The 23,753-nt window shown below is 65.8% G+C and carries 24 protein-coding genes; 9 read left to right on the top strand and 15 right to left on the bottom strand.

Features of this window, described 5'->3' with window-relative positions:
* Positions 1-60: 60 nt before the first annotated feature.
* From QZY48_RS15795 to QZY48_RS15740, 12 genes are all read right to left on the bottom strand, one after another.
* Positions 61-597 (bottom strand): transposase, encoded by a 537-nt coding sequence (locus QZY48_RS15795; RefSeq protein WP_295432536.1) that lies wholly within the window; start codon positions 595-597, stop codon positions 61-63.
* A 78-nt stretch (positions 598-675) separates the two neighbouring features.
* Positions 676-1,833, bottom strand: coding sequence for a hypothetical protein (locus tag QZY48_RS15790; RefSeq protein ID WP_295432534.1), 1,158 nt, complete (start codon positions 1,831-1,833; stop codon positions 676-678).
* On the bottom strand, positions 1,830-2,333 hold the full coding sequence (locus QZY48_RS15785) for a DUF4365 domain-containing protein (protein WP_295432532.1): 504 nt from the start codon (positions 2,331-2,333) through the stop codon (positions 1,830-1,832). Before QZY48_RS15785 ends, QZY48_RS15790 begins: the two co-directional genes overlap by 4 nt.
* Positions 2,330-3,613, bottom strand: coding sequence for a restriction endonuclease subunit S (locus tag QZY48_RS15780; protein WP_295432530.1), 1,284 nt, complete (start codon positions 3,611-3,613; stop codon positions 2,330-2,332). Before QZY48_RS15780 ends, QZY48_RS15785 begins: the two co-directional genes overlap by 4 nt.
* A gap of 262 nt (positions 3,614-3,875) precedes the next feature.
* Entirely contained in the window at positions 3,876-4,139 is a 264-nt protein-coding gene (locus QZY48_RS15775; RefSeq protein ID WP_295432528.1) for a hypothetical protein, read from the bottom strand.
* The gene (locus QZY48_RS15770) at positions 4,136-4,465 is read right to left on the bottom strand and encodes a nucleotidyltransferase family protein (RefSeq protein ID WP_295432525.1); all 330 of its coding nucleotides are present in this window, start codon (positions 4,463-4,465) and stop codon (positions 4,136-4,138) included. The genes QZY48_RS15775 and QZY48_RS15770 overlap by 4 nt, the downstream gene beginning before the upstream one ends.
* 168 nt (positions 4,466-4,633) lie before the next feature.
* Positions 4,634-4,855, bottom strand: coding sequence for a type II toxin-antitoxin system MqsA family antitoxin (locus QZY48_RS15765; RefSeq protein ID WP_295432509.1), 222 nt, complete (start codon positions 4,853-4,855; stop codon positions 4,634-4,636).
* Between the two features lie 157 nt (positions 4,856-5,012).
* Positions 5,013-6,614 carry a class I SAM-dependent DNA methyltransferase gene (locus QZY48_RS15760; RefSeq protein ID WP_295432506.1) on the bottom strand — a complete coding sequence of 534 codons (1,602 nt, stop codon included), beginning with the start codon at positions 6,612-6,614 and terminating at the stop codon, positions 5,013-5,015.
* Between the two features lie 70 nt (positions 6,615-6,684).
* On the bottom strand, positions 6,685-6,876 hold the full coding sequence (locus tag QZY48_RS15755) for a hypothetical protein (RefSeq protein WP_295432504.1): 192 nt from the start codon (positions 6,874-6,876) through the stop codon (positions 6,685-6,687).
* On the bottom strand, positions 6,873-7,175 hold the full coding sequence (locus QZY48_RS15750; protein WP_295432502.1) for a hypothetical protein: 303 nt from the start codon (positions 7,173-7,175) through the stop codon (positions 6,873-6,875). The genes QZY48_RS15755 and QZY48_RS15750 overlap by 4 nt, the downstream gene beginning before the upstream one ends.
* A gap of 485 nt (positions 7,176-7,660) precedes the next feature.
* Positions 7,661-8,560: a hypothetical protein gene (locus tag QZY48_RS15745; protein ID WP_295432500.1), complete on the bottom strand. Its 900-nt coding sequence runs from the start codon at positions 8,558-8,560 to the stop codon at positions 7,661-7,663.
* A 95-nt stretch (positions 8,561-8,655) separates the two neighbouring features.
* The gene (locus tag QZY48_RS15740; RefSeq protein WP_295432498.1) at positions 8,656-8,874 is read right to left on the bottom strand and encodes a hypothetical protein; all 219 of its coding nucleotides are present in this window, start codon (positions 8,872-8,874) and stop codon (positions 8,656-8,658) included.
* A 232-nt stretch (positions 8,875-9,106) separates the two neighbouring features.
* Between QZY48_RS15740 and QZY48_RS15735 the strand changes: the two genes are divergently transcribed.
* The 6 genes from QZY48_RS15735 to QZY48_RS15710 all read left to right on the top strand — a co-directional run bounded on the left by QZY48_RS15735 (position 9,107) and on the right by QZY48_RS15710 (position 17,955).
* Positions 9,107-10,300, top strand: coding sequence for a galactosyldiacylglycerol synthase (locus tag QZY48_RS15735; protein WP_295432496.1), 1,194 nt, complete (start codon positions 9,107-9,109; stop codon positions 10,298-10,300).
* A 4-nt stretch (positions 10,301-10,304) separates the two neighbouring features.
* Positions 10,305-10,670, top strand: a complete 366-nt coding sequence (locus QZY48_RS15730) for a hypothetical protein (protein WP_100922946.1) — start codon at positions 10,305-10,307, stop codon at positions 10,668-10,670.
* A 140-nt stretch (positions 10,671-10,810) separates the two neighbouring features.
* The gene (locus tag QZY48_RS15725; protein WP_366929706.1) at positions 10,811-11,155 is read left to right on the top strand and encodes a GNAT family N-acetyltransferase; all 345 of its coding nucleotides are present in this window, start codon (positions 10,811-10,813) and stop codon (positions 11,153-11,155) included.
* Between the two features lie 290 nt (positions 11,156-11,445).
* Complete coding sequence (locus QZY48_RS15720; RefSeq protein ID WP_295432492.1) at positions 11,446-11,595, top strand: hypothetical protein; 150 nt, start codon at positions 11,446-11,448, stop codon at positions 11,593-11,595.
* Positions 11,596-12,055: 460 nt separating this feature from the next.
* Positions 12,056-12,727, top strand: a complete 672-nt coding sequence (locus QZY48_RS15715; RefSeq protein WP_295432490.1) for a PspA/IM30 family protein — start codon at positions 12,056-12,058, stop codon at positions 12,725-12,727.
* A 203-nt stretch (positions 12,728-12,930) separates the two neighbouring features.
* Positions 12,931-17,955: a hypothetical protein gene (locus tag QZY48_RS15710; RefSeq protein WP_295432487.1), complete on the top strand. Its 5,025-nt coding sequence runs from the start codon at positions 12,931-12,933 to the stop codon at positions 17,953-17,955.
* Positions 17,956-18,061: 106 nt separating this feature from the next.
* On the opposite strand, the gene QZY48_RS15705 is transcribed toward QZY48_RS15710, so the two are convergent.
* The gene (locus QZY48_RS15705; protein WP_295432486.1) at positions 18,062-20,317 is read right to left on the bottom strand and encodes a hypothetical protein; all 2,256 of its coding nucleotides are present in this window, start codon (positions 20,315-20,317) and stop codon (positions 18,062-18,064) included.
* 19 nt (positions 20,318-20,336) lie between these two features.
* Positions 20,337-21,467: an AAA family ATPase gene (locus QZY48_RS15700; protein WP_295432484.1), complete on the bottom strand. Its 1,131-nt coding sequence runs from the start codon at positions 21,465-21,467 to the stop codon at positions 20,337-20,339.
* Between the two features lie 86 nt (positions 21,468-21,553).
* Here QZY48_RS15700 and QZY48_RS15695 point away from each other — a divergent pair, with 86 nt between their 5' ends.
* The 3 genes from QZY48_RS15695 to QZY48_RS15685 all read left to right on the top strand — a co-directional run bounded on the left by QZY48_RS15695 (position 21,554) and on the right by QZY48_RS15685 (position 23,279).
* A complete protein-coding gene (locus tag QZY48_RS15695) occupies positions 21,554-21,736 on the top strand; it encodes a hypothetical protein (protein ID WP_295432482.1) in 183 nt (60 codons plus the stop codon).
* A 142-nt stretch (positions 21,737-21,878) separates the two neighbouring features.
* On the top strand, positions 21,879-22,637 hold the full coding sequence (locus QZY48_RS15690) for a DUF3782 domain-containing protein (RefSeq protein WP_295432479.1): 759 nt from the start codon (positions 21,879-21,881) through the stop codon (positions 22,635-22,637).
* 492 nt (positions 22,638-23,129) lie between these two features.
* Complete coding sequence (locus QZY48_RS15685; RefSeq protein ID WP_295432476.1) at positions 23,130-23,279, top strand: hypothetical protein; 150 nt, start codon at positions 23,130-23,132, stop codon at positions 23,277-23,279.
* A 258-nt stretch (positions 23,280-23,537) separates the two neighbouring features.
* On the opposite strand, the gene QZY48_RS15680 is transcribed toward QZY48_RS15685, so the two are convergent.
* Positions 23,538-23,753 (bottom strand): hypothetical protein (locus tag QZY48_RS15680; RefSeq protein ID WP_295432474.1); only part of this gene is annotated, 216 nt, incomplete at its 5' end.

Here is a 23,753-nt window from a genome sequence, read left to right as displayed (position 1 = left end):
CTACCGGGCCCCGTCAGGCCGTAGGTCGGGTTAGCGAAGCGTAACCCGACGGCCGCGCCCTCACTCGTGACCCACACCGTCCAAGACCTCGTCCTTGCACGCCCAATCCCGCGGATAAAGCCCCGCCTCCACAAACCGCCGAAAGCTCGAATAAGCCCAATCCGCCGCCCGGTCGACGTACCCGTGCTTGACGGGGTTATAGTGGATGTAATCGACATGCCGGGAAAAATCGTCCTCGTCGCGGATCGTATGCTCCCAGTAGCGATGTTGCCACAGCGCCTGCTCGCCCCTGGCGCGCCGCGCCGGATCGGCCGGACTTGGTAAGGGCCTGGGCCAGTGCTTGGTAGCCCAGGTCTTTACCAGCCGCCAACGCAGAGAATAATCGGCGTCATCGCTGGGCAGGGTCCAGATACAATGCAGGTGGTCCGGCATGATCACGATTGCGTCGATCCGAAATGGGCGCTTGGTCTTGACGGCACGAAACGCCTCGCGCAAGCAATCGATACTCTCCGGGTCCGTAAATAGCGGGCGGCGATCCTGGGTGACCAGGGTAAAGAAGAAGGTGCCGCCGGGGACTATAGTGCGTCGGTATCGCATGGATCGAGGGCTGGTGCGGGTATCTTGTCGGGTTACGCTTCGCTAACCCGACCTACGGGCTTCGGAGAGGTAGCTCATTCAGGTCACCTCGCCGGCAGCGTCGTCCTCGTTCTCGTCCTCGGTGCCCACATTCAGCAACTCCGCACCGCTCAGTTGCCAGCGTTGGCCCACCCGCTCCAGATCGCCGCGCACGACGACCGGCAGCTTGCGGTCATGCGCCTGCACGGCCAGACTGTAGCTGGCCTGATCCAGCATCGCCTTGACGGACTGGATTCGCTTGTCGACCAGCGCCTTGAGTGTCACCTGTCCCGCCAACTGCGCCTGGTCACGCTGAAGCTTGTACACCGTTCCGAACAGTTCCACATCCTGACGCGAGCGGTGCGCGCGAAAGGTGCGCGCCGCCTCTTTCAGGATCTCAGCGTCACTGGTTGAAAAGCTCACCTTACGGTGCACCTGCGGCCCCGGGCGAGTCCGCGCCCAGGTCACGCCGACTTCCAGGCCGGCCGAGTATTCGACCAACTTGGCGACCGCCTCGCATAGATTGGCACTGACCCCGCGGTCGACCCCCCGCTCGAACTCGACCATACCGTTGCCGGCGCTCGCCAATTCCGCCGCGGATCGGCACGCCTCCAAGCCATCCATCAACCGGCGTGTGACCTTACGGTCATAGGGCTCGTCCTCGAAATCCGTCCAGGCCGCATCGAGCGGGGCCTGCAAGAAGGGCGGCACCGGCGCCAGGAGGGTCACGACAAAACTGCCCTGCTCGGTCTGACCCAGCCGCACGCGGTTCATGTAGTCGCTGGCCTCCTTGTTGGCCCCCGCCCGGTAGAGCGACTGCGGATTGCTCGCCGCACAGGCGGCGGCCAGGAGCAGCTCACGGGCGTAGCTGACGAGCCCCACACCCGCGTCGATACTCAGGCTTCCGTCGTCGTCCGCGCCGCGGGCACGAACGCGCACGAGGTCGCGGTCGGCGCCGATCAGATCGCGATACAGGGCGAACTGATCCCGGCCGCATGATGCGGCCAGGAGCGTGATCAGTTCCAACACCACGCTGGCATAGTCTGCCACCAGGTCGGTGCGGGGAATCAAGAGTTCAGGACGCTCCGCCGCGGTGTAGACATCCGCGAACTTTCCATAGGTCCCGGTGCGTGTCCAACCCTCGCCGCGGGCGTAAGCGGCCAATGCCGCCGGGGTAATGGCCCGCAGGGCCGCAGCATCGACGATCTTTATGTTCATCGAATGACACCTGTTCTGGATTGATCCATCAGTTTACGCAGTGACGCAATCTCGAGTCGATTGACTTCCGGGAGCAGCACGGTGACGGATGTCTGGTTCGTGGTTTCCGGTGCATCCGCCAGCGAGACCCAATAGGCACAGCGCCGCATGACGAGTTGCGCCGCGGAGATACTGAGCCAATCGGTCTCCTGCTCGGGCAGGGCCAGCACCACCAGGAGTCGCGGTGCCTGACTGGGACCGCGCAGCCAATCGTAATTGCGGCGCTTGAGGGGGTAGTGGTAGCACCCGTCGATACACTCACCGAGATTCACGGTCGCCTTGAGCTGGATGCCGAGCGCCGGCCGCATGTGGCCGCCGGCCTTGATCTCGCAGTCGATCCCGTCGCGGTCGAAGTCGCGGGTCGCGACCACGTAGCCGGCACCGGCTGCGACTGCCTGGACATAGGCACGCGATAGCGCCTCTTCGCGGTCGGTCGCTGCGAGCAGACGGTCTGGAGTCACAGGTGGGACTCCAGGGTCTTTTCCGCATCCTTCACGCGGATCTCACCGGACATCAGTTTGGGGAGGAGGAGGTCGCGGACTTGGGCGAGGGTGCGGGATTCGATAATGTTACCCTTTACTCGGTCATCCAAGGGACTAACCACATCCTCAAAGGAGGCCAACAATTCCTGGCTCGGTGAGCAAATGCTCAACGACTCAAACTGCTTCTTGTTGATTGCCCCAAATACAGTCCCAGTATGCTCGTACTGTTGTAACTGTAACTGTAGAGCCCACGCGGTATGGTAGGTGAAAGACCGATAGCCTTTGGGATGCCTTAATGCAGCTACCCCACGACCGATGCAGCATTTTTCCCATGCAAGATTGATGTCCCCGACAGGCGCTCGGACGCTAACGAGGGTGTCCTCCGCCTCAGCAATCCTTGCTGGTGCGGAACAAAATATTCTACGCTCCGGGTAACGAAATCCAAAGTCTGTGCGACCTTGAAAAAACGGGAGCCCATTGCCCGCGTCGTTGTAGGTGCTTCCAGGCGGGGACTGTCCCATGGTTAGAGTAAACAACTGACCGACTGTGGCGAAGTCCCACCCCTCCGGCGTTCCTTTTACATCCAGCCGCTCGGGGAACAGCGACCACAGTTCGGGGGTGAGGTACGGCTCCATGCCTTCCTGCTTGGCGCGGGTGGGGCCGAAATCGACAAACCAGTCCTTGAACAGCGCGCGCGCCATCGCTTCCAGCGTCTCGTTGATGCGGCGGTTCAGCTCGATCTTGTCGTCGAGAGCGCCGAGTATTTGAGCGATGTCCAATTGAGTTTCAATCGGAGGTAGTCGGAATTGAAACCTCTTGATCTGCCCACCACTGATGTGGGGAACGGCCGTGCCCGTTTGTATAGCTAGTACATACTCTGTGAAAGCTCGGCTGCCGATAACGTATTTGAGATAGCTTGTATTCAGTGTGGCGCTACCACGAAGACGCGTAACACGTTGAACGAGTAGGGCAGGAAGGTCAGACTTGCGGATCGCAGCATACTTTAGTCCGGCCTCGATCCACGGTCGATCCATGGCGAGGATAACGTCGTCTTCCATTAACCAATACTGCGTCACTTCATTGGTAGCGTTGCTCGGCCAGCGCTTTGCGTTTTCCCAGCGTAGAACACCTTGTGCGACGTTATCACCCCTCAGTAACTGAGGATCTGAAAAGTCTTCGGTATACCGTTCGCTCTTGAATGGAAAGCCAGTCAGTAGATCGGTCACATCACCGAGTTGAACGGTTGGCCAATTATCCATCAACTGCTACTCTCGTTAGCCTCTCCCGAATCAAAACCGTGCCCGGCGATCTCAGGCAGCGTCGCCGCCTTGCAGAACCCGGTCACGTCGGCGTACCTGCCCGCGTCTTCTCGTTCCCACGCTCCGCGTGGGAATGCAGTCTTGGCCGCTCCTGCGGCCCGAACACCGACACGACGCAGGAGCGTCGGCACTTGCTCCCACGCTGGAGCGTGGGAGCCAGAAGCGTGGGAGCCAGAAGCGTTGGTGCGTAGCGGCAGATTCTTCAATCCGAACCCCTGCCCGCTGCTCGCGCGTCGTCGCTGTCGGCCGGCGGGTTGCCGCCCGCCGGTCCTGCCATTTCCCCGGCACGAACATAGATCACATATTCACCCTGCACATCGAGCGCGAGGATCTTGCCTTGCAGCAAGGCCGCCAGGGTTGCTGCATCGAGCGTCACGCATTCGTCTCGCCAGCGCTTACCGAAAGGTTCTTCGGACCTATCTGAATCGTAGATGCGATCCACGATGGCAATGCGGCTATCAGTCATTGTCGTTGCAACTCCGGGGATTCCACTGCTTGCAGCACGACATAGTTGCTGCGGATGTTGTCGTGAAAGCGTGCCGGTAATTCATCCCACCCATGGAGGTCGACAAGAAACGGCAGATTGCTCTCGTCCAGTGCCTCGCGCGCCGCCGGCAGCAACTGGCGCTGGGTCGGCGAGGGAAAGACAACGAGGTCGAGGTCGGAATTGGGGCGGGCGGTGCCGTTCACCCTGGACCCATAGGCCCAGACCGCGGTTCCGGGCAGCCATTGGTGCAAGAGTGCGAGCAACAGTTCACGCTGCTGCGGGTTGATCGAAAGCGTGGCACTCATTCCCAGGGTTCTCCGGTCGACCTTCCATACTCATTCTCGTTCCCACGCTCCGGCGTGGGAATGCCGTGCGGGCGCTGCGCGTCCGGTCCTGGCACTGGACGCGGAGCGCCCGCACTTGCTCCCACGCTGGAGCGTGGGAGCCAGAAAAGGCGGTGTCTCGATCCTGCCTCAGGCGGCAAAGCGCAAGACCTCGATCTCGGCATGGCGGGCCACCGCCGCATCCGCGTGCACATAGACCCGCTGCGCGGCGGCTGAGTCCAGATAGTATTCGCCGCAATTACCGCAGACCTCTGCCGGCACGTTCTTGATGATGACGACGGTTTCACCATTCAGGGACACCGTAACGATCCCGGGGGCCGTCTCTGCGTTCTTGCATAGCGTGCAATTCATGATGTTCTCCGGGTCTTGTAATCATCGCTCCACAGTTTCGGGTCCGGCGAATACGCGGTGACCACGACGCAGTCGCCGCTCTGCGCGAGGCGTGCCGGGCGTAGCGGATCGACTTACAGTCCACGCAAAATCTCCAATTTTTCGTTCGTCACTCAAGTTACTGTGTACCAGTCGACGACTCGGCTTGCAAGCCTACACGCCCGAGATTCTCGCGGATCGCCCGCTCCAACCGCTGCCCCTGCGCAAACTGAGAGTCCAGTGTCTCTTGCAGCGCCGCGAACCGCTCGACAAAGGGCGTCTCGTCCTCCTCGACCTCCGCCGCGCCCACATAGCGCCCGGGTGTCAGCACAAAGCCATGTCCGGCGATCTCAGGTAGGGTCGCGGCCTTGCAGAAGCCCGCCACGTCGGCGTACCTGCCCGCGTCCATCTCCCCCCGCCAGGCGTGGTAGGCGTTGGCGATCCGGTCGATGTCCTCATCCGCAAGCTCCCGCCGGGTGCGGTCGACCAGGTGCCCGAGCTTGCGGGCGTCGATGAACAGGGTCTCGCCGCGGCGGTCACGCAGGCCGCCGTTGCGCTTGTTCTTGGCCAGGAACCACAGGCAGGCGGGGATCTGGGTGGAATAGAACAACTGACCGGGGAGCGCAATCATGCAATCCACCACATCGGCCTCGACCATGGCCCGGCGGATCTCGCCCTCGCCGGACTGGCTGGATGACATTGAACCGTTGGCGAGCACGACACCGGCGGTGCCGTTGGGTCCCAGGTGGTGCAGGATGTGTTGCAGCCAGGCGAAGTTGGCATTGCCGACCGGCGGGGTGCCGTACCGCCAGCGGGCGTCCTCGCGCAGCTTGGCGCCGCCCCAGTCGGAGATGTTGAAGGGCGGATTGGCGAGGATGAAGTCGGCGCGCAGCTCCGGCAACTCGTCCTTGTGGAAACTGCCCTCGTTGTTCCAGCGGATGTCGGCGTCGATGCCGCGCACCGCGAGATTCATCTTGCACAGGCGCCAGGTGACATAGTTGGACTCCTGGCCGTAGATGGCCAGCTCACCGATGCGCCCGCCGTGGGCGGTCAGAAAGCGCTCGGTCTGCACGAACATGCCGCCGGAGCCGCAGCAGGGGTCATAGACGCGCCCCAGGACCTTGCGCACCGGGTCCGGGAAGGGCTCCAGCATCTCCACCAGCACACTCACCACCGAGCGCGGGGTGTAGAACTCGCCGCCGCGCTTGCCCTCGGAGCCGGCGAACTGGCCCAGGAAGTATTCATAGACCCGGCCCAGCAGGTCGCGGGCGCGGTCCTGCGACTCGCCCAGCGCGATCCTGGAGATCAGGTCGATCAGCTCGCCCAGCATCACGGCGTTGAGCGCCGGGCGGCCGTACTCCTTGGGCAGCACGCCCTTGAGGCTGGGGTTGACCTTCTCGATGGCGAGCATCGCCTCGTCGATCAGCTTGCCGATGCCGGGCTGCCTGGCTTGGGCCTTGAGGTGCGACCAGCGCGCGCCCGGCGGGACCCAGAAGACGTTCTCGGCGGCGTACTCGTCGGGGTCCTCGGCGCCGTCCGGGTACTGCGCCAGGAGCGCGGCGTGCTTGGCCTCGAAGCTGTCGGAGATGTGCTTGAGGAAGATGAGCCCCAGGGCGACGTGCTTGTAGTCGGACGGCTCCATGTTGCCGCGCAGCTTGTCCGCGGCCTTGAACAGGTCGGCCTCGAAGCCCAAGTCGCCGCCGTTGCGGGTGACATTGCCAGTGGTTGTCTCGTCGGCCATGGGTCGGTGTTCAATCCTGGAGTGCTGACGGGCCGGGTGCGCGTGGCGGCGGCCTGGTGGAGTGTGGGGGCTAGCGCGGAGAACCAGCGCCGGCAAGGTCCTGCCGGGTGGCGGTGGCGGCGTGGCGGCTGCGGTAGTCGCGGATCATGACCTCCAGCATGTTCGCCAGGCTGCGGTGCTCGTGCTCGGCGGCCTGGCGCAGGGCGGCCTTGATCTCGGGTTGGATGCGGAAGGTGACGGTTTCGGTCTTGACCGCGGTCATGTCGGTCGCTCCCCCGGTTGGCGATACTGCGTCTGTGCTGCCAATATACCGCACACGACGGCCAGCGGCGCCGAATCACAGCGTAGGGCGCATGTAGACGTGGTCGGCCTCGACGCGCTGCGCCCGTTTCTCCTCGGCAGGGCGGCGAGTCCGCACGCGCCGAGATCCGTGCGGCGCTGCCCATTGAAGGCGCAGCCGCAGTAGAAGCTCACGCGGTGGTCGGCGTAGACCTGGTCGTTGAGCAGGCGCTTGGCGGCGTTGAAGCTGGCCGCGACGTGGGGCAGTTCAGCGGCCGTCACCGGCGGGGCTGGCGCTGGCGGGGCGCGCGGGGCCGCGGGCGCTGCTCGGCCACGGGTGCGGGGTTACAGTCTGATGTCGCCTGGCGTCAGGCTCTTGCAGCGACGGCCGAGCTAAGCGGGCGACGGCCAGGAATGCTACTCTCTTTTCGCCAATTTCATTACCGACACAATAGAATTATCACTGGTAACATGATGGTAGTGAAAAACGATCTCGTCCTTTCCGACCAATTGACCGTCAAACATCCCGTTTTCATCGGTGCAGTATAACCCTTTATTATCGTAGTCGATGACGCAAACCAGTCTTTCAGACCACTTCACGCAGGGCCAGCCAAGAATAGGGGCCCGCGGGCCCCAGACGACGCCCGGCTGATGGCTCGGCTGGTCTACGGGTCGCGATGGCGGTAGTCCCAGGGGCTTTGATGCGCGCCCGGCGCCGCCCAGATCCCCCGCCCCGCCGCCCGCGCCTCCCCTCCCGCCGCGTAACGTCACTGTCCTTGCAGTACTGCCGATGATACACCGCCGCCCACCCATCCGCGACCAAGCTCAATTCCTGCGCACCGATGCCGCGGCCGATGTAGCGCACGGCCATCGCCACGGCGACCAGGATCACCAGCAGCCACGTCATGTCCAGGTAGGTGGTGGCCGCGTCGCTCGACAGGTCGCGCACGGTGCGCCGCGACACTTCGCGCTCGGCCAAGGCCCCGGCCAGCATCTGCTCGACCGCGGCCGGGAGGCCGCCGGCATCGCGCAGCACCGCGGCGATGAAGGCGTCGCGAATCCGCGGGCTCTCGAATTCCGCCGGTGCGGTTCGTGCAGGCGGTGCCGCGGGTCTGGGTGAGGGTCAGGTCGTCGATCCTGGCACCCCTGACCGGCTCATGCCCATTGACGAGCTTCAGGGTCCAGACCCGGGCGCCGGCCGGACCGGCCTTGCTGGAGATCAGGGCATAGAGTTGCGGCGAGCCCTTGGCGAAATCGGCCACCGCAAAGTCGCCCTGGTGATTGACCACCGCCCAGGCGGTCTGCGTGGCGGTGTCGATGCCGTAGGTCCCGAGCGTATCACCGTGGACATAGGGCCCTTGGACGAAGCTCCCGTCGCCGCCGTCGTTCGCGGCCACGGCGTTGACCCTGTTGCCCTCGGCGTCGCGGGTGGCGAGCCCGAACAAGCCGCTCGTGAGCCGCTGGGCGCTGATGCCGTTGGATTGATAGCTCAGCGAGAGGACGTAGGTGTCGGTCCGATCGCCCTTGAGCTGGAACTGATAGCCGGAGGGCGCGGCCGTCGCGGTCGCGGGGACCGAGAAGTCCGTGACCAGACTGTCGTGCAGCCCCCAGAGGGTCAGGATATCGCTGGCCGTGCGGCCGGCCCGCGGGGCCCAGCCGGTATCCACCGTCTTCGCCAGGGCACGCCTGGCCCGCGAGCCCGGTCGGGCTGGGTGGGATGTAGAACTTGTAGCTGTTGGAGGCGGCAATGATGTTCTGCACCTTAGAGAGGCCGTCCGGACTGGTGACGATAGCCCGATTGTGCAGTTTGAGTGCGCCGTGCCGCTGGGTTTGGTGCACTGGTCGACCAGGACGAACCGCGCAGTGGATAGAAGCCGATGCCGGCGTCGTACAGGGCCTGGGCAAAGGCGGCCCGGACATCGAGATTGACGTTGTTGGTACCGGGGGTGTCGGTCAGGTCCCCGACCTGCAGCCTAAGCACCCAACGTTACACGGTGGTTCCGGAATGGTGACAGGATGGTGACAAGCACTGCCCTCAGGTTGGTTGAAAGCCCGGCCGCGCACGACGCCGATGGTAACCAAGGCGTCATCAAGACCATCGATAATGCCGCTAGTCCTGTCCGTTGGCTCCCAGTCATTTGGAACCTCGCTTTGTGACTCCTCTGGTACCTCTTCGCACCCCTGCCGCACACGAACGCCCCTGGCGCCCGCCGGTGTCGCGTGCAACGACGCCGGTCACAAAAACCGTCGATCTGATCTGGTTCAACGCCGGCGGCGGTCACCGTGCCGCGGCGCAGGCGCTGGAGCAGGCGATCCGAGATCAGCGGCGGCCCTGGCAGGTGCGCAAGGTCAACCTGATGCAGGTGCTGGACCCGAACAAGCGCTTTCTGCGCGTGACCGGGATGGAGCCCGAGGACCTCTACAACATGCGCCTGGCGACCGGCTTCACGCTGGGTCTGGCCCAAGAGCTCAAGCTGTTCCAAGGCCTGATCCGCTTGAGCCATACCCGCCTGGTGCGGCGCCTGGCGCGGTATTGGCAGACGACCAGGCCCGATCTGGTCGTCTCACTGATCCCCAACTTTAACCGCGCGTTGCACGACAGCCTGGCACTGGCCTGCCCGGGCGTACCCTTCGTGACGGTGCTCACCGACATGGCCGATCACCCACCCCACTTCTGGATCGAGCCGGACCTGGCGCAGCATCTGGTGTGCGGTACCGACCATGCGGTCGCGCAGGCGCTGGCCGCCGGCTGCAAGCCGCAGCGCGTGCATCGCAGCAGCGGCATGATCCTGCGCCCCGACTTCTATGCCCAGAGGCCCATCGAGCGGACCGCCGAGCGGCGGCGACTGGGGCTGGACGCGGACACGCCGACCGGCCTGGTGTTGTTCGGCGGCACCGGTTCCGGGGCGATGTTGGCGATCGCCAGGCGCCTGCCCGACACCCCCTTGATCCTGCTATGCGGTCGCAATGCCAAGCTCGCCATGGCGTTGCGGGACCAGCCGGCACGGGCGCCGCGGGTCGTGGTCGGCTTTACGACCGAGGTCGCGCGCTGGATGCGGCTGGCCGATTTCTTCATCGGCAAACCCGGGCCGGGCAGCCTGAGCGAGGCGGTGCAGCAGGGGCTGCCGGTGATCGTGACCCGCAACCCCTGGACCATGCCGCAGGAGCGCTGGAACACGCAGTGGGTCCGCGAGCATGGCCTGGGCGTGGTTCATCGCAGTTTCTGGACCGTGCAGGCGGCGGTCGAGGAAATCACGCGGCACCTGCCCGACTACCAGGCGCGCGTGCGCCGGGTCGACAACAGCGCCGTCTTCGAGGTGCCGCGGATTCTCGCCGGCATCCTCGCGCAGGCGGGGGCACCGGCCCACAGCGGGCGTCCGGTCGCGGCGCGGGCCGCCAACGGGTGAACAAATGAATACCCTGATCGCCGCCATCGGCTGCGTGCTGCTGTCAGTGACGGCGCAATTTCTGATCAAGGCCGGCATGTCGAGCGTCGCGGTCAAGACGGCGCTGGCGCAGCCCGCCGGACTGCACACCGCCGGGGCCGTCATGCTGAGTCCGTCGATCGTCATCGGCTTCCTGTTCTATACGCTTGGGGCCGTCCTGTGGCTGGCCGTATTGGCGCGCTGGGATGTCAGCAAGGCGTACCCGCTGGAAGGTCTGGGCTTCGCCTTGGCCCTGATGGTCGGCTTTGCGATCGGCGAAGAGGTGACCGTGATGCGCGCGGTGGGGGTGCTGTTGATCTGCGCGGGCGTGTTCGTCGTCAGTGCGAACTGACCAGGCCCTCAGTAACGAATGAAATGAAATACGAACCGCGGATTGAAGAACTGCTCCACGGGGACCAGCCGACCCATGAGACGGCGGTCAGCCTGCTCGTCGAGGCGTTCGATAATCCCGCCCGTTAAGATGAGCAGCGCATTCGGGCGGAACTGGCACTGGCGCCCACTCTGTTCTATCGCAAGTTCTTCGTCGCCTATCATGGCGATGAAGTAGTCGGCGTCGGGGGTGTCAAGAATGCTGATTGGGCCTCGAATACGCCTATTCTGTACCTGTCCGCGGTTGCGCCGGCAGCGCGCGGCAAGGGTGTCGCCAAGGCCTTGGTCCAAGCCCGCATCGCCTGGGTGCGGGCGGGTTTCGCCGCCGGGTGTATACTCGTTTCAACCACGCACAAGAAGCGTTTCGCCGGGTACGGATTCAGGCCCTTGCGCGACGATGATGCCGCGGGGCGCACGTTGATGGTGCTCGACTTCCCGGAGCCCTAGCCGTGCGTCTCCAGGGATCTCAGGGCTGTGACCAAAGGGATAGGGCTCGTCGGTTTGATCCGGCGGCGCGACGACTGGTCCGAATATACCTTAACATCTCAGAGCTATTAACCGTCCGCGACCTCGTATATCTTATCGAAATAGTAGGACATGGCGACGGCAAAGCCGCTGTCCTGAGCAATGATGATCAAGGCCACGACGGCGTCACTTCATCGCAATCGTAGCACCTTGGAATTCCGACGTGACCGTCCGGCGTGTTTGGCAGTGCGTGTTGCGGCAGGAGCACGATCATGGGTCCGAAATTCATCCTCTGGGTCGCCGTCAGCGTCGTCTCGGGCGCTTGGTATGTCATGGACCCCGCGGCCCACCCGCTTGGTGATGCCAGGGTGTCTTCAGCAAGCAGCACGGTCGGGCCGCCACCATGGCCGGTGCGCCCTTGAGTGTCGGCTGATCCCCGCCGCGCCTTATGTACCATAGCCTGGGGGGACGCGCAAAGCAGGTCTGCCTGATCCTCGACTACCATGCGATCTGTCTGTTGATCAAACGAAAATGGCGCAACAGGCAGCCGTAGGATGGGCAGAGCGAGAGCGATGCCCATCATCGGTGCCCATCATCGAGGCCGCGGCGGCAAGATGGGCATCGCTGCGCTCTGCCCATCCTACGAACGCCCCATCCGACGAACGCGCCGCCGCCTCAGCCGAGCATCTCCGCCCCGCCCAGATAGGGCCGCAAGGCCTGCGGGACCCCGATCCGCCCGTCCGCGTGCTGATCGTTCTCCACCACCGCCCCTAAGCCGATCGGCCCGCCTTGCACACGGCCGAAATCCTGCTATATATTAAAGCCTATTGGCGATCGCAGCCGCCGATTGCCCGCCACTGCCTGACTGTTCGGAGGTTTTCCGTGGCCAATCTGTTCAAGCGTCTCGGCGATGTCATCGCCGCCAATCTCAATGATCTGGTGGACCGGGTGGAGGACCCGGAGCGGATGATCAAGCAGATCATCCGGGAGATGGAGGAGAATATCCAGAACGCCCGGGAAGGGGTGGTCGATGCCCTGGCCAGCGAGAAGCAACTGGCGAAGGAGCTCGAACACCAGCGCCGCCAGTCCGGGGAGTGGCAGGAGCGCGCCCGCTCGGCCCTGACCGCGGGCAATGAAACCCTGGCGCGGGAGGCCCTGCTGCGCAAGAAGGAACACGACGGCATCGTCGCGAGCCTGGAGACCTCCTGGGAGTCGGCCCGCCGCACCAGCGAACGGCTCAAGGCCCAACTGCGGGCACTGGAGGCGAAGCTGGAGGAGGCGCGGCTCAAGAAAGGCAGTCTGGTCGCCCGACAGCGGGCCGCGCAGGCGTTCGAGCAGATGGATCAGGTCCGCGACCGCTTCCAGGCCGGTCTGGATCTGGATCACTCCCTGGGCCGCATGGCGGACCGGGTGGGCGAGATGGAGGCGCGGATGGAGGCGCGCGAGGAACTCGCCGGCGAATACAGCCAGCTCGAGCGTGAATTTCTGAGGCTGGAGACAAACGTCGAGGTGGAGGCCGAACTGGCGGCTTTGCGCAAGGAAATCACGGGCTGAAGGCTGGCGGCGCCGGTTCGCCGCGACCCTTTGGCCGCCCCTCCCCCGCCCCTCTCCGGCCGGGCCTGGGGCGGGCGCCGGTGCACAAGGTGCAAGACGACACTTGCGCCGGGATCGATCATTGGTCATTGGAAAACACCATGTCAGAGCTAGCGAGTGAATCAGCCCCCGCGCCGGCCCGGCGGCCGGACACACCAACCCGGATGCAACGGCTGCGGCAGGTGCTGTCGGGCTGGCCGAAGCTGATCCTACCCTTCCTGGTACAGAACATCGGCTGGTTCGTCGGCGGCTTCTGCTTCGTGGCCGGGGTCCAGTTCCTGGTCGCCAATACCACCGGCTTCGTCAATGCGCTGGTGGTCTTCGGCAGTCTGTGCGGGGCTGCCGCCTTCCTGCTCTGGGCTGGCTATCAGTTCCGCCGCCGCCGCCCGGAACTGGTGGCGACCAGCAGTATGCTGCTGACACTCGCGGTCCTGCTGGGACCGCTGGTCCTGGCGGATGCGGTCCGTCTGATCGACGCCAGCCGCGGGGATGCTGTTCTGATGATGGTCAGCGTGCCCCTGGGGCTCGCGACCCTGGCCGCCTTCGCCTGGGGCGCGGCCCTGGCCGGCGCGCTGATGGACCGGGCACTCCAGGGCCGCTTTGCCTGGCTGCTGGCGGCCCTGGCGGCGGTCCAACTGGCCGCCCCCCTGGCCTGGGTCGCGCCCGGCTGGCCGGTCCTGGCGGCACTGCACGTGCTGCTCCTGGCACTGCTCAGTTACGCGCTCTGGAGCTTCGCGGGCGAATGGCTGCGGCGGCTCTTCGTCGAGCGGCGCCTGACGACCTGGTTCGCCGTCGGCACCCTGGTCTATACCGCGGCCGTCTCCTTCATCCACCTGACCTGGGTCTGGCCGCAACCGCTGCCGGCCGGTTACCTGGGCCCCTACCTGATGGCGCTGACCAGCCTCCTGTTGCCGGTGGACGCCGCCTTCAAGGAGTGGGTCAGCAAGTATGCCTTCCTGTCCCGCTTCAGCTTCCTGCTCTATGGCCTGTCCGCGGTGGCGGTGGCCGTGGCGGTGCAGAGCACCCCGGCGGCGCTCCTGACGCTGGCCATGGGCGCGGTGCTGTATGGCTGGATGACCTGGCGCTATCGGACCCTGCCGCCGCTGTATCTGCTGATCGCCTGCCTGGGCGGTCTCTACGGCTTCGCGGTCCTGTCCGGTCTGCCGCCGGCCTGGCACGGGCTGGCCAGCGTGCCGGGATTGCTGGCCCTGCTGGGGCTGGCGCGCCTGGCGGCGGCCCGTTCGCGCAACCTGGCGCTCCAGTGCCTGGCGGCCGGCGCCCTGCTCCTGCTCGGGGTGACCGTCTGGAGTCTGGTCTGGACCCCCCTGGGCGAACCCCCGGGGTTCGCCACGGCCGCGACGGCGGCGCTGCTGATGTACGCGGCGGTGCGCCTCGCGCTGGCCCTGCCGCAGGCCGACCCCCGCTGGGCCGGTGCCGACGCCGCCGTGATCGTATTGGGCACCGCGGCGGTCGTCTGGCTGCCGGACTGGCAGCCGCTCGACTGGGCCTTGCGCACCGCCTTCGGCCTGCTGGCCCTGGCCGTGCCATGGGCCGCACTGGGCCTGCATGACCGGCGCCAGTCGTCGGCCTCCCGGCGGCTGTTCATCGCCGCCGCCGTGACCAACATCCCGCTCGCCCTGGGGTTGGGCGGACTCGCCCTGTGGCCGGGGCTGTTTGGACGCCCGGAGCCGATCCTGTTGCTGGCCCTAGCCGGGACCCTGCTCCTGTGGCTGAGTCTGGGTCTGCGCCGACAAGCGCTGTTCTACGGGGCGCTGGGCTGCGCGGGTGTGATCGGTGCGCTGATCAAGCGCGGCTATTTCCCCGGTCCCGGCACCGGACTGGCGGCCTTCTGCCTGGTGCCGATCCTGTGGGCCTTCCTGTGGCGGCTCCAGCGGCGCGCTCGCCTGCAAGGTCTCCTGCAGGCAGACCCGGATGCCGTGCCGCACCGCGCAGACCCGCAACCCCCAGGTCCTCGGGATACCGGGCTGGCCGCGCTGGTCCAAGCGCCGCTGGAACAGGCGATGGCCCTGCTGTGGTCGTTCGGCTTGGTGCAACTGGTCCCCCGTCTCCTGGAGACGGCGGCAGGGCCGGGGCGACCCTGGATCGCCGCCCTGGCGGCGGCGTCGGGCCTGCTGATCGTCGGTTATTTCCACCTGTTCCGCTGGATCGCCGTGCCGATGCTCCTGGGGCTGGCGGGCCTGCTCGCCGGGCTGGGACAACTGGGGCTGACCTGGCCCTGGCGGCTCGCGGCGGCCATGCTCTATGCGCTGCTCATCTGGCGCGCGGGCGTCGCCCTCCTGGCGCGGCCCTTGACCGGGCGGCTCGCCCGGGTCCTGGGGTTCACGGTGCCGGGCGGGACCGGGGGCGGCCGGCAGATCGAGGCGAGCCTGCACGCCTGTACCCTCCTCACCGCCGCGGTCGTCCTGTCGACCGTCCTGACGCTGGCCCGGCTGGGCGTGCCGATGCCGTCGCTCCTGCCGGCCCTGACCCTGTGCCTGCTCGCCTTCCTGCTGACCGGCTGGTATCACCGGACACCGCTGCACGCCTGGGCGGCCCTCATCACGCTGGTGCTCGGCGCCTGGCTGACCGCCGCCTGGCTGGCCCCGCCCATCCTGTTCGCGCTGGGGCAGCCGGGGCTCAACGCGCTCCTGAGCCTGGGCCTGACGGCGACGGCGGTGGGGCTGGGGTCCCGACTCGCACCCGGTACGCCGCTGGCCTGGTGGCGCACACCGCTCCAGGCAACCGGCGGGGGGCTGTACCTGCTGGCGCTGGCCGGGGCACCGTTGGCGGCCCTGGCCGGTGATGCGCGCCTGCCGGTCCTCCTGGGGCTGCTGTGTGTCGCGCTCTTCCCGGTGACCCGGCCGCTGGCGACGGCGCCGCAATGGCGCGGTCCGGCACTGGCCCTGCTGTCGACCGCCCTGGTCTGGAGCCTGGCGGCACAGACGCACCTCGACCTGCGCACCGGGGTCTGGACCGCGGTCGGCTGGGGCCTGGCCCTCTCGGCCCTGGGCAATCTGGCGCTCCCCCGCTGGAATGCCCGCCAGCCGGACTGGGCAGTGGCAACGCCTGCCTGGCTGCTGCTGGGATTGGTCGCAGTGCTGGGCGGGGTGACGATCGGGGTCCTGACCGGCGTCTGGTCGCCCGCCGCCGCGCTGGCCGGATTGGCGCTTTATCTCTTATTGCTGCAAAGCAATACGGCCTGGCCGGGCCTGCCCTGGCTGGCGGTCGCGGCCCTGGCGGGCAGCGGCCTGCTGACCACGGGGGTACTGGAGGGGACCTGGTGGGACCTGGGCCTGGGGCGGTCCGCCCCGAGCGGCGAGTTTGCCGCCGCGCTGTTGTGGGTCAACCTGCTGTTCCTGCTGCTCGCGCTGTGGCGGCGCCAGGGTCCGACCCTGGCCCGGTGGCTATCCTGGCGGCAGGAGGGGCTCGCGGCGCCGCTCTTTTGGATCCCCTTCGCGATCCTGGTGCTGCTGCTCGCCCGGCTGGTGCTGGTCGCGGTCGGCAGTCTGCCGTGGTTTGGGACCCTCCGCCTGGCGCCCACCGCGGGCCTCCACAGCCCGCTTGCCCTGTTGCTGGCGGCCACGGCCGCCCATGCCGTGTGGCGGCGGCCGGAACAACTGACCGCCCAGGTATTGTTGGCGGCGCTCGCGGTGACGGTGCCGACGCTCCTGCACGATCTGGCGATCCCCCTGGCGTGGCTGCCGCTCGGCCTGGCCCTGTGGTGCGGGGCGCTCCTGCTGGCCTGGCGATACGGGCCGCACCGCACCGAACGCTGGCGTGCCGCCCTGCGGCCGTGGCTCGACCTCCTGCCGATCGCCGCGCTGGGCCTGCTGGTGCCGCTGGCCGGCACCGACTGGGCGGTCTGGACCCTGACCCTGTTGCTGCTGGCCCTGACGGCGCTGGCGCGGGGCTGGTGGCAGGGCGATTCGTTCTGGCTGAACCTCGGCCTGCTGCTGGCGCTGGCGACACTGGCGGGCGGTTATGCCATGTCGCTGGCGGGAATGCCGCTCCTGGCGATCACCCGGATGCTGCCCTGGTACGCCCTGCAGACCGTGCTGTTGCTGGCCCTGTTCATGGTGGTCCGGCAGCGCCTGCAGCGCTGGCTGGCGGGGGCCCACCCCGCGGCGGACGAGGGCCTGCGGACGCGCCTGCGCGGGGTCGAGCGGACGGTGACTGGATTGATCTGGGTCTTGCTGACCCTGAGCCTGCTGTGGCTGGGCTGGCACACCTGGTTCCTCGTGGTCTACCTGGCCGGCTCGGGGCCGCCGCCCTGGCATTTCGGCCAGACGGCCGACGCCGCGGCGACGGGTGCCGCGCTGCTGCTGCTGGCGGGAATGGCGGCGGTGCGCGCCTGGCGGCAGCCTGACGAGCCCGAATGGGTCTATGCGGGGGCGCTCCTCACGGGGCTGCTGATCGTCTACGGACGGCTGGTGCTCCTGGGGCTGTCGCCGTTCACGCCCTGGGACAGCATCGCGCTGCTGGCCGCCGCGGCGGGCGTCCTGGTGCTGCATCGGGTCACCGGCTTGCGGCCCCTATACCGCCTGGCCCTGCTGCTGCCCCTGCTGGCGATCGCGACCGCGCCCTGGCAACTCGCCTCGCACTGGACCGGCGGGGTCCTGCTGGCCGCCGCCGTGCTCTATCTGTCGCTGGCCCATACCCTGCGCAATCCCTGGCCCCTGTACCTCGGGGTACTGGCCCTCAACGGCGTGGTCTATCTGTGGGCGCCCCTATGGGCCGAGCACTGGGGCCTGTGGCAGTTCTATATAGTCCCGGCGGCGATCTCGGTGCTGGTGCTGCTGCACCTGCACCGGCGCGAACTGCGGCCGCGGGTGTGCAACGGCGCGCGGCTGGCCGCGCTCAGTGCACTGTACGCCGGCGCGGGGCTGGATCTCTTCCTGCGCCCGGAACTGAGCGTCTTCGTGCTGGCCCTGGCCTTGGCACTCGCCGGGATAATCATCGGCATCGCCCTGCAGATCCGGGTCTTTCTCTATGCCGGCGTGGCCTTCCTGGTGCTGAACGTGGGCGGGCAGATGGTCCGGTTCTACCCCGACCAGGGCAACACCCGGGCCCTGATCCTGATCGGACTCGGTGCGGCCATTACCGGCGGGATGGTGGTCTTCAATCTCAAACGCGAGGCGATCCTGCAGCGGATTCGCATCGCGCGGGCCGATCTGGCGCAGTGGAATTAGCGGGCGGCTCCCCGGGGCCGTGGTCCCACAAGGACCACGGTTCCGGGTCAAACATGTTCGACGCGGGTGCCCCCGGAATCAACTCGAGGCTGGCCGCTTTGCCGGCTTAATTTACCCTGGCCGCTCGATCCTGCGGCCGCGACAAGTCCGGCGCCCCATCCATGGACTTGCGCCACTCGAGGACCTTTGCGCGAATCTCGTCTACGGTTTGAGCAAGCTCCGGTCCCATGCGCTTGAAATCGTCTGCTCTTGATTTGCCGAGCTCCGCGAGCAGAGCGTAGTAATGCGGCTTGAATCGATCCTTGAATCGGTAAGCGGCGAAGGTTTCATCTTCGAACAGCCGACGGACGTAGGCGATTTGCTCGGCGGCAAGAAGCAAGGTCAGAAGAACCGAAAGACCATCCACTTCCGCGTCCACATTCAGGTACGGGAGTCCAAGCTCAATGGCTTCAAATGCCTCTGCGAACTGCTGAGTCCAAACCAATATCGCAGCTAACCTCAGCTCTAATTCCGGGCGCGGCGTCTGGCGCAGTACCGAAAGGGCTCCTTGCAGACCCCGGGCGTGATAGAGCCAAGACTTTGCGCCCGACTCGGTACCGCTGTTGCTGTCACCTTCGGGCTCCCATCGGGCTATCCATAGGTCTTCCTCCAGCGCACTCTTAAGCAATACCAAGGCGCGTATTTCATCGATTTCGGCCGACGCGTTGCTTGCCATGCGACCAAGACCGGGGAACGGATCGAAGTTGGCAGACATATCGATCTTGTCAATATCGCCCAGAGTAGCTAATGCCCCTTTATAGTCGGCAAGCTTTGCTTGATTCAAAGCGTGCATAGCAGTTTCTACCCATCTCTTGTGAACTTCTACAAATTCCTTGAGCACGCTGTCAAATCGCGCAACGCAATCGCGCAGATCGGGGCCACTCATTTTGCTCAAACATTCACGATCGAAGACCGGCCGCCATTCTTCTGGAAAGACTGCTTCAAGCCCATCGATTGTCTCGGCGACTGAAGAATCGACTTGACCTCGCAAATACCCGGCCAGGTACTGCCTCGTCGCCTTCACCAACCGATCCTCGGTTTCCAGGTCCAATCCCGCCCCGCGCAGTGCCTCGGTCATGAGCCAGGCATGCTCGGGCGCGAGGAGCGCGTCGGCGAGCATGGTCAGGTGGCCGAACGCACGCTCGCGCAGGTCATCGGGCGAGCACCAGATCTCCAGAAACCGCACCAGCCACAGCGCCCGGCGCTGGTCGCCGGGGCGCCCGTGGCGCATCAGGTACCAGATGTTGAAAAAACGCTCGGCGAGTCGGTAGAGGTTGTTCTTGGTGCTGGTTGGCTCGCGGTGGATGACGTTGGCGCGCTCCAACTGCCTGAGCTGGGCGGCGACCTGCTTGCTGGGCAGGCGCGTGGCGCGGGCGATCTCACCGGCGGACAGTGCGTCCCAGCCAAGGGCCACCGCATCGACGATGGCCTGCTGCTGCGTCGGCAGGTCGTCCATCCGGTGCTTGTAGAGCGGGGTGCCCCGATCGAGCAGCAGTTCCAGGTCGCGGAACGCGTTTCCGTCCCGGTCGAGCAGGATCTCGAACAGCAGCACCAGGGTGCGCGGGACGCCGGCAGTAAGACGTCTGAGGGTCTCGATTCGCCCCGGTGTATGCGCGATGACCTCCTCCAGCCGCGTTTGCTGCTCCGGGGTGCCCAGATGTCGGAGCAGGGTCAGCGCCTCCTCCTGAGAGAGACCGGGGAGGTTGATCTCGCGGAAGAACTGGTAGAAAGGCGCGCCGTGGTCGTAGTGCTGCTCCAGCATGACAGTGGACGCGCCGACGATCTGGATGCGTTTGGTGGTGTGCAGGATCTCCCGCAGACGCTGCTGCTCCGGGCGCTTGAGCTTACCGAACAGGTCGCCGATGTTGTCGATCAGCAGGACCAGTCGTACGCCCTGGTCGGCCAGGGCGCGGTCCAGGACGAGGTAACAGTCCTTCTCGTAGTGGGGCGTTTCCCAGACGGCCTTGATCGTATCCGGCACTCCTTCAAAGCCCGGTCTGTCGCAAAGCAGGCTTGCCGCCTCCTCCCAGAGCCGGCAGAGGCTGGTGACACCGTAGAGTTCCTCCCTGAACAACAGCGGGATCAGCCAGTCGCGGGTCTCCCGGTTGTCCCGCAGCGTGATCTGGATGCGGCGCAGCAGGCTGGTCTTGCCCTGTCCCCGTTGGCCCTGGACGATCGCGTGCTCGGGGTCGTCCTCCGGTCCGCTACCCAGGATCGTTCGCAGCAGCCTGTTCGTCAGCTCCAGTCGGACGCAATAGCGAGCCAGGAACTCGGCTTCCCGCATCGCCTGCGGGTTGTAAACCCCGCCCAGTGTCTCACCCATCGCACTCACTCCCCTGCGGTCAATTGGCAACGTTGCGCCACCACCATTCGCGGATCACCGGCGAGTTGAAGCGATAGTGCGCCGGGGCTTCCTGGTTGTTGAGGTAGCCGTCGTGCTTGAGGATGCCGATGAGATTGACCTGATGTTCCAGGAGCCCATGCTCCACGGCGAGATTGGTCAAGGATCGGCTGTTGATGCCGTTGTTGCGCGGGTCCGCGGCCTGGCCGAGCACGGCCTTGACGAGCTGAAGCTCTCTGGGCTCCAGGGTCATTCGCAATCGGCCGTACCAGTGCTCGAACAGGTTCTGGTGGGTCAGCAGCATGGTGAAGGCCTGATCCACAGCATCCGGAGTTGAGGCATCGGGTGGCAGCTCCTCCGCGAGACGCCTGATGAAGATGGGTATCAGCCAATCCCAGCCGATCCGCCCGAGCAGGTGCTCGCGTACCTCCTGCGGGAGGTCCGCGAGGCCAAGACGGGTCAGCTCCCGGTCCAGGAAGGCGCGTCCCTCGTCCGGGGTGAGCGGAGGGATGCGAAGCGTCTTCAGGTCATTGATGTGTTTGCTTGCACCGAGGGACGCCGCGACGTTCTCCAGTCCAATGGAGCCGGCGAAGACGAACTGGATGCGCTCCCCGAGGCGGGGATCGTGCCGGCAGTCGCGAAGGGTCTGGAGCATCCGAATGGCTTCGCGCCGCTCCTGCTCGGACTTGCTCCCCAGGGTGTTTTCCACCGCCTGAGGGATCTCGTCGACCATCAGGACGATGCGCCCGTCCAACTCCAGGTCTCGGCAGAATCGGACAAACTCGCCGAGGTGATCCACCGGCCCGGAGGCCCCGAAACGTACCTTTGAACCGATCTCCTCGATGCGAATCTGTTTGACCCAGGTGGAGAAGCGCCTGGAGGTGCGGCTGAGTCTACCCACGAATTCCTGATCCAGGAGTGCGGACAAAAGCTTTCGATACAGCTCATCGACCGAATCGACAGACTCCACGAAGACATAGACGGGAAAAAAGCCGACGCTGGGCCGGGCGAGTGCCTGCTTGAGGAGCGTAGTCTTGCCGATGCGCCTGGGCCCTGGGATCAGCAGGTGACTACCGGACTGCAGGGCTCTCCAGAAGGCGTCTTCGAGGTTCGGACGTAGGAAAGTCGACATGGCGAGACCAGAACCTTAGCAACGAATTTATTGCTAAGATATATGACAAAACATCCGTTGTCAAAAGCCGGTCAAGACCTCCTCCCTTGCCGGCCCTTACAATCCGCGCCATGGACGGCAACTCATGGCTTCTCACTGATCAGGCGGCGGAGGCCGACCTCTGGCGGCGCGGCTACCGGGCGTTCGCCGACGGCCGCATCGCGGCGCTGATCGTGCCGCTGCTGACGCTGGGGGGTGCTTGCGACCGGATGGCTCGGGGGCTAGTCTGAGGGTCATCCGATCGGAGACCCCGGCGGAGTCCGTCCGGCACCTGTGAAGCGCCTTGTATTGGCCCCGCCGGCCCCGAAAATCTCCGGAACAACCGTTACCGAACCAGTGTCAGGGTCCCTGCCATCCCGAGGGTCGTCCGCCATGTCCGTTGAAGAGATCAAGTCCCGCCTCCAGGCCGAACTCCCGCTGCTGCTGCGCGAGGACGCCGGCTTTCGCCGGTGGCTGGAGGATCTGATCCGCAGCACCGCGGTCACGCCGGAGAGCTTCGACGCACGCTTCGACCGCCTGCTGAACGAGCTGGCCGCGGATCGGGAGGAGCAGGCGCGCAAACGGGCCGATCAGGAGCGCAAGTGGGACGAGCAATGGACCGGTGAGGGGCGCAAGTGGGAGGCGCAGGAGCGCAAGTGGGAGGCGCAGGAACGCAAGTGGGACGAGCAAACGCGCTTCAATTTCCAACTGCTCGATGAACTGAGACAGACCCGCCTGCGCCAGGAGCAGGGCATCGGCGCCCTCGGGGCACGCTGGGGCCTGGCCTCCGAGGCCAGCTTCCGCGACGCGCTCAAGGGTATCCTGGAGAAGTCCTTCGGGGTCGAAGTCATCAACGTCAATGAATTCGACGACGAGGGCACCGTCTTCGGCACGCCCGATCAGGTGGAGATCGACGTCATCATCAGGAACGGCGAACTGATCCTCTGCGAACTCAAGTCCTCCATGTCGAAGTCGGACATCTACACCTTCGAGCGCAAGGTGCTGTACTACCAGCGCCGCCACGGCCGCACGGCGACCCGCAAGCTCGTCATCTCACCGATGGTCCGCCCGGAGGCCCGGCCGGTGGCCGAGCGCCTGGGGATCGAGGTCTTCGGCTGCGCCGATGGCGTGACCGGGCTCGCAACGACCTGAGCCGTCGCGGGGCGCAGTTTGGGTCCGGGTGTCGGCACCCGGTCCCGCGGGAAGTGGCACCAGACGATGTCACCCGCCGCCGGGGCCGACCACCAGCGGGCGGGCATCAGAAGAGGCTGGAAGAGACCGAGTGCACCCGGCCTTGGGGTTCGGCCTGCCGGATCGCGTCCAAATTGTTCAGGGGTCAGTTCGCCATCGTCGGGCTCGTAGGCGGGCAGGACCTCCGACGCCAGGCGCTTCAAGGCGTAGTGCATGACCTGGGTTTCCGTGCAGCCGAGGGTCTCGGCCAGCCGGGCCAGGGTAGGGGACGTGGCGCTTGACCGCGGCGGCTTGGTTTAGCGTCATCCAGATGCAGCCGCACCAGGAACTCGCCATGACCGCCGTTACGTTCGACACCCTTAAGTTTGCCAAGAAGCTGGAAGCGGCCGGGCTGCCGACGCCCAGGCCGAGGCCATTGCCGACGCCTTCCGCGAGGCGACCAGCGAGCAACTGGTGACCCGCGACTACCTGGACTCGCGCCTTGAGGGGATCAAGAGCAGTATCGGAGCGGCGAAGGGCGACATCATCAAGTGGGTTGCCGGTCTCCTGATCGCTCAGGCGGCCCTGGTGGCGACGCTGGTGAAGCTGGTGAAGCTGCTCTGAGGCTTTACCCGCCCTGCGCGTAGGACGGATGCCCGCAGGGGGCCTTGATCATCAATCCGCCCAGCCCACCCCCTCGTGACACCGCTCTAGCGGTGTCACGCATGTGTTGGGCGCTCTGCGCCCCGAGGCCGGCGGGCGGAGTTATGACAAAGGCCCCCGCAGGGCAATCCGCGATGATGCAAAAAAGGCCCGATCATGTTAGCTCCGGGGCTTCGGCAAAGAGTGCCGCGAGAGCGGGAACGCGGTCGCGGATGCGGATCATCTCCCGCCAGATCGTGGGATGATGCCGCCCTTCGAGCTCCCGGCGTTTGGCGGCAAGCTCGTTCTCGCTTGCCCCGCCTTGCTTGTCGCTGACGTATTGGCTAAGTAACGAGCCAAGAACAACTTAAGCACAAACACGATCGTTGTCGTTGTCGTTGTCGTTGTCGTTGTCGTAATCGTAATCGTAATCGGAGAATCGCTGCGACTTGGCGT

The sequence above is a fragment of the uncultured Thiodictyon sp. genome (genome assembly GCF_903828115.1).
Classification (GTDB): Bacteria; Pseudomonadota; Gammaproteobacteria; order Chromatiales; family Chromatiaceae; genus Thiodictyon.
This window is presented reverse-complemented; position numbering and strand designations above follow the sequence as displayed.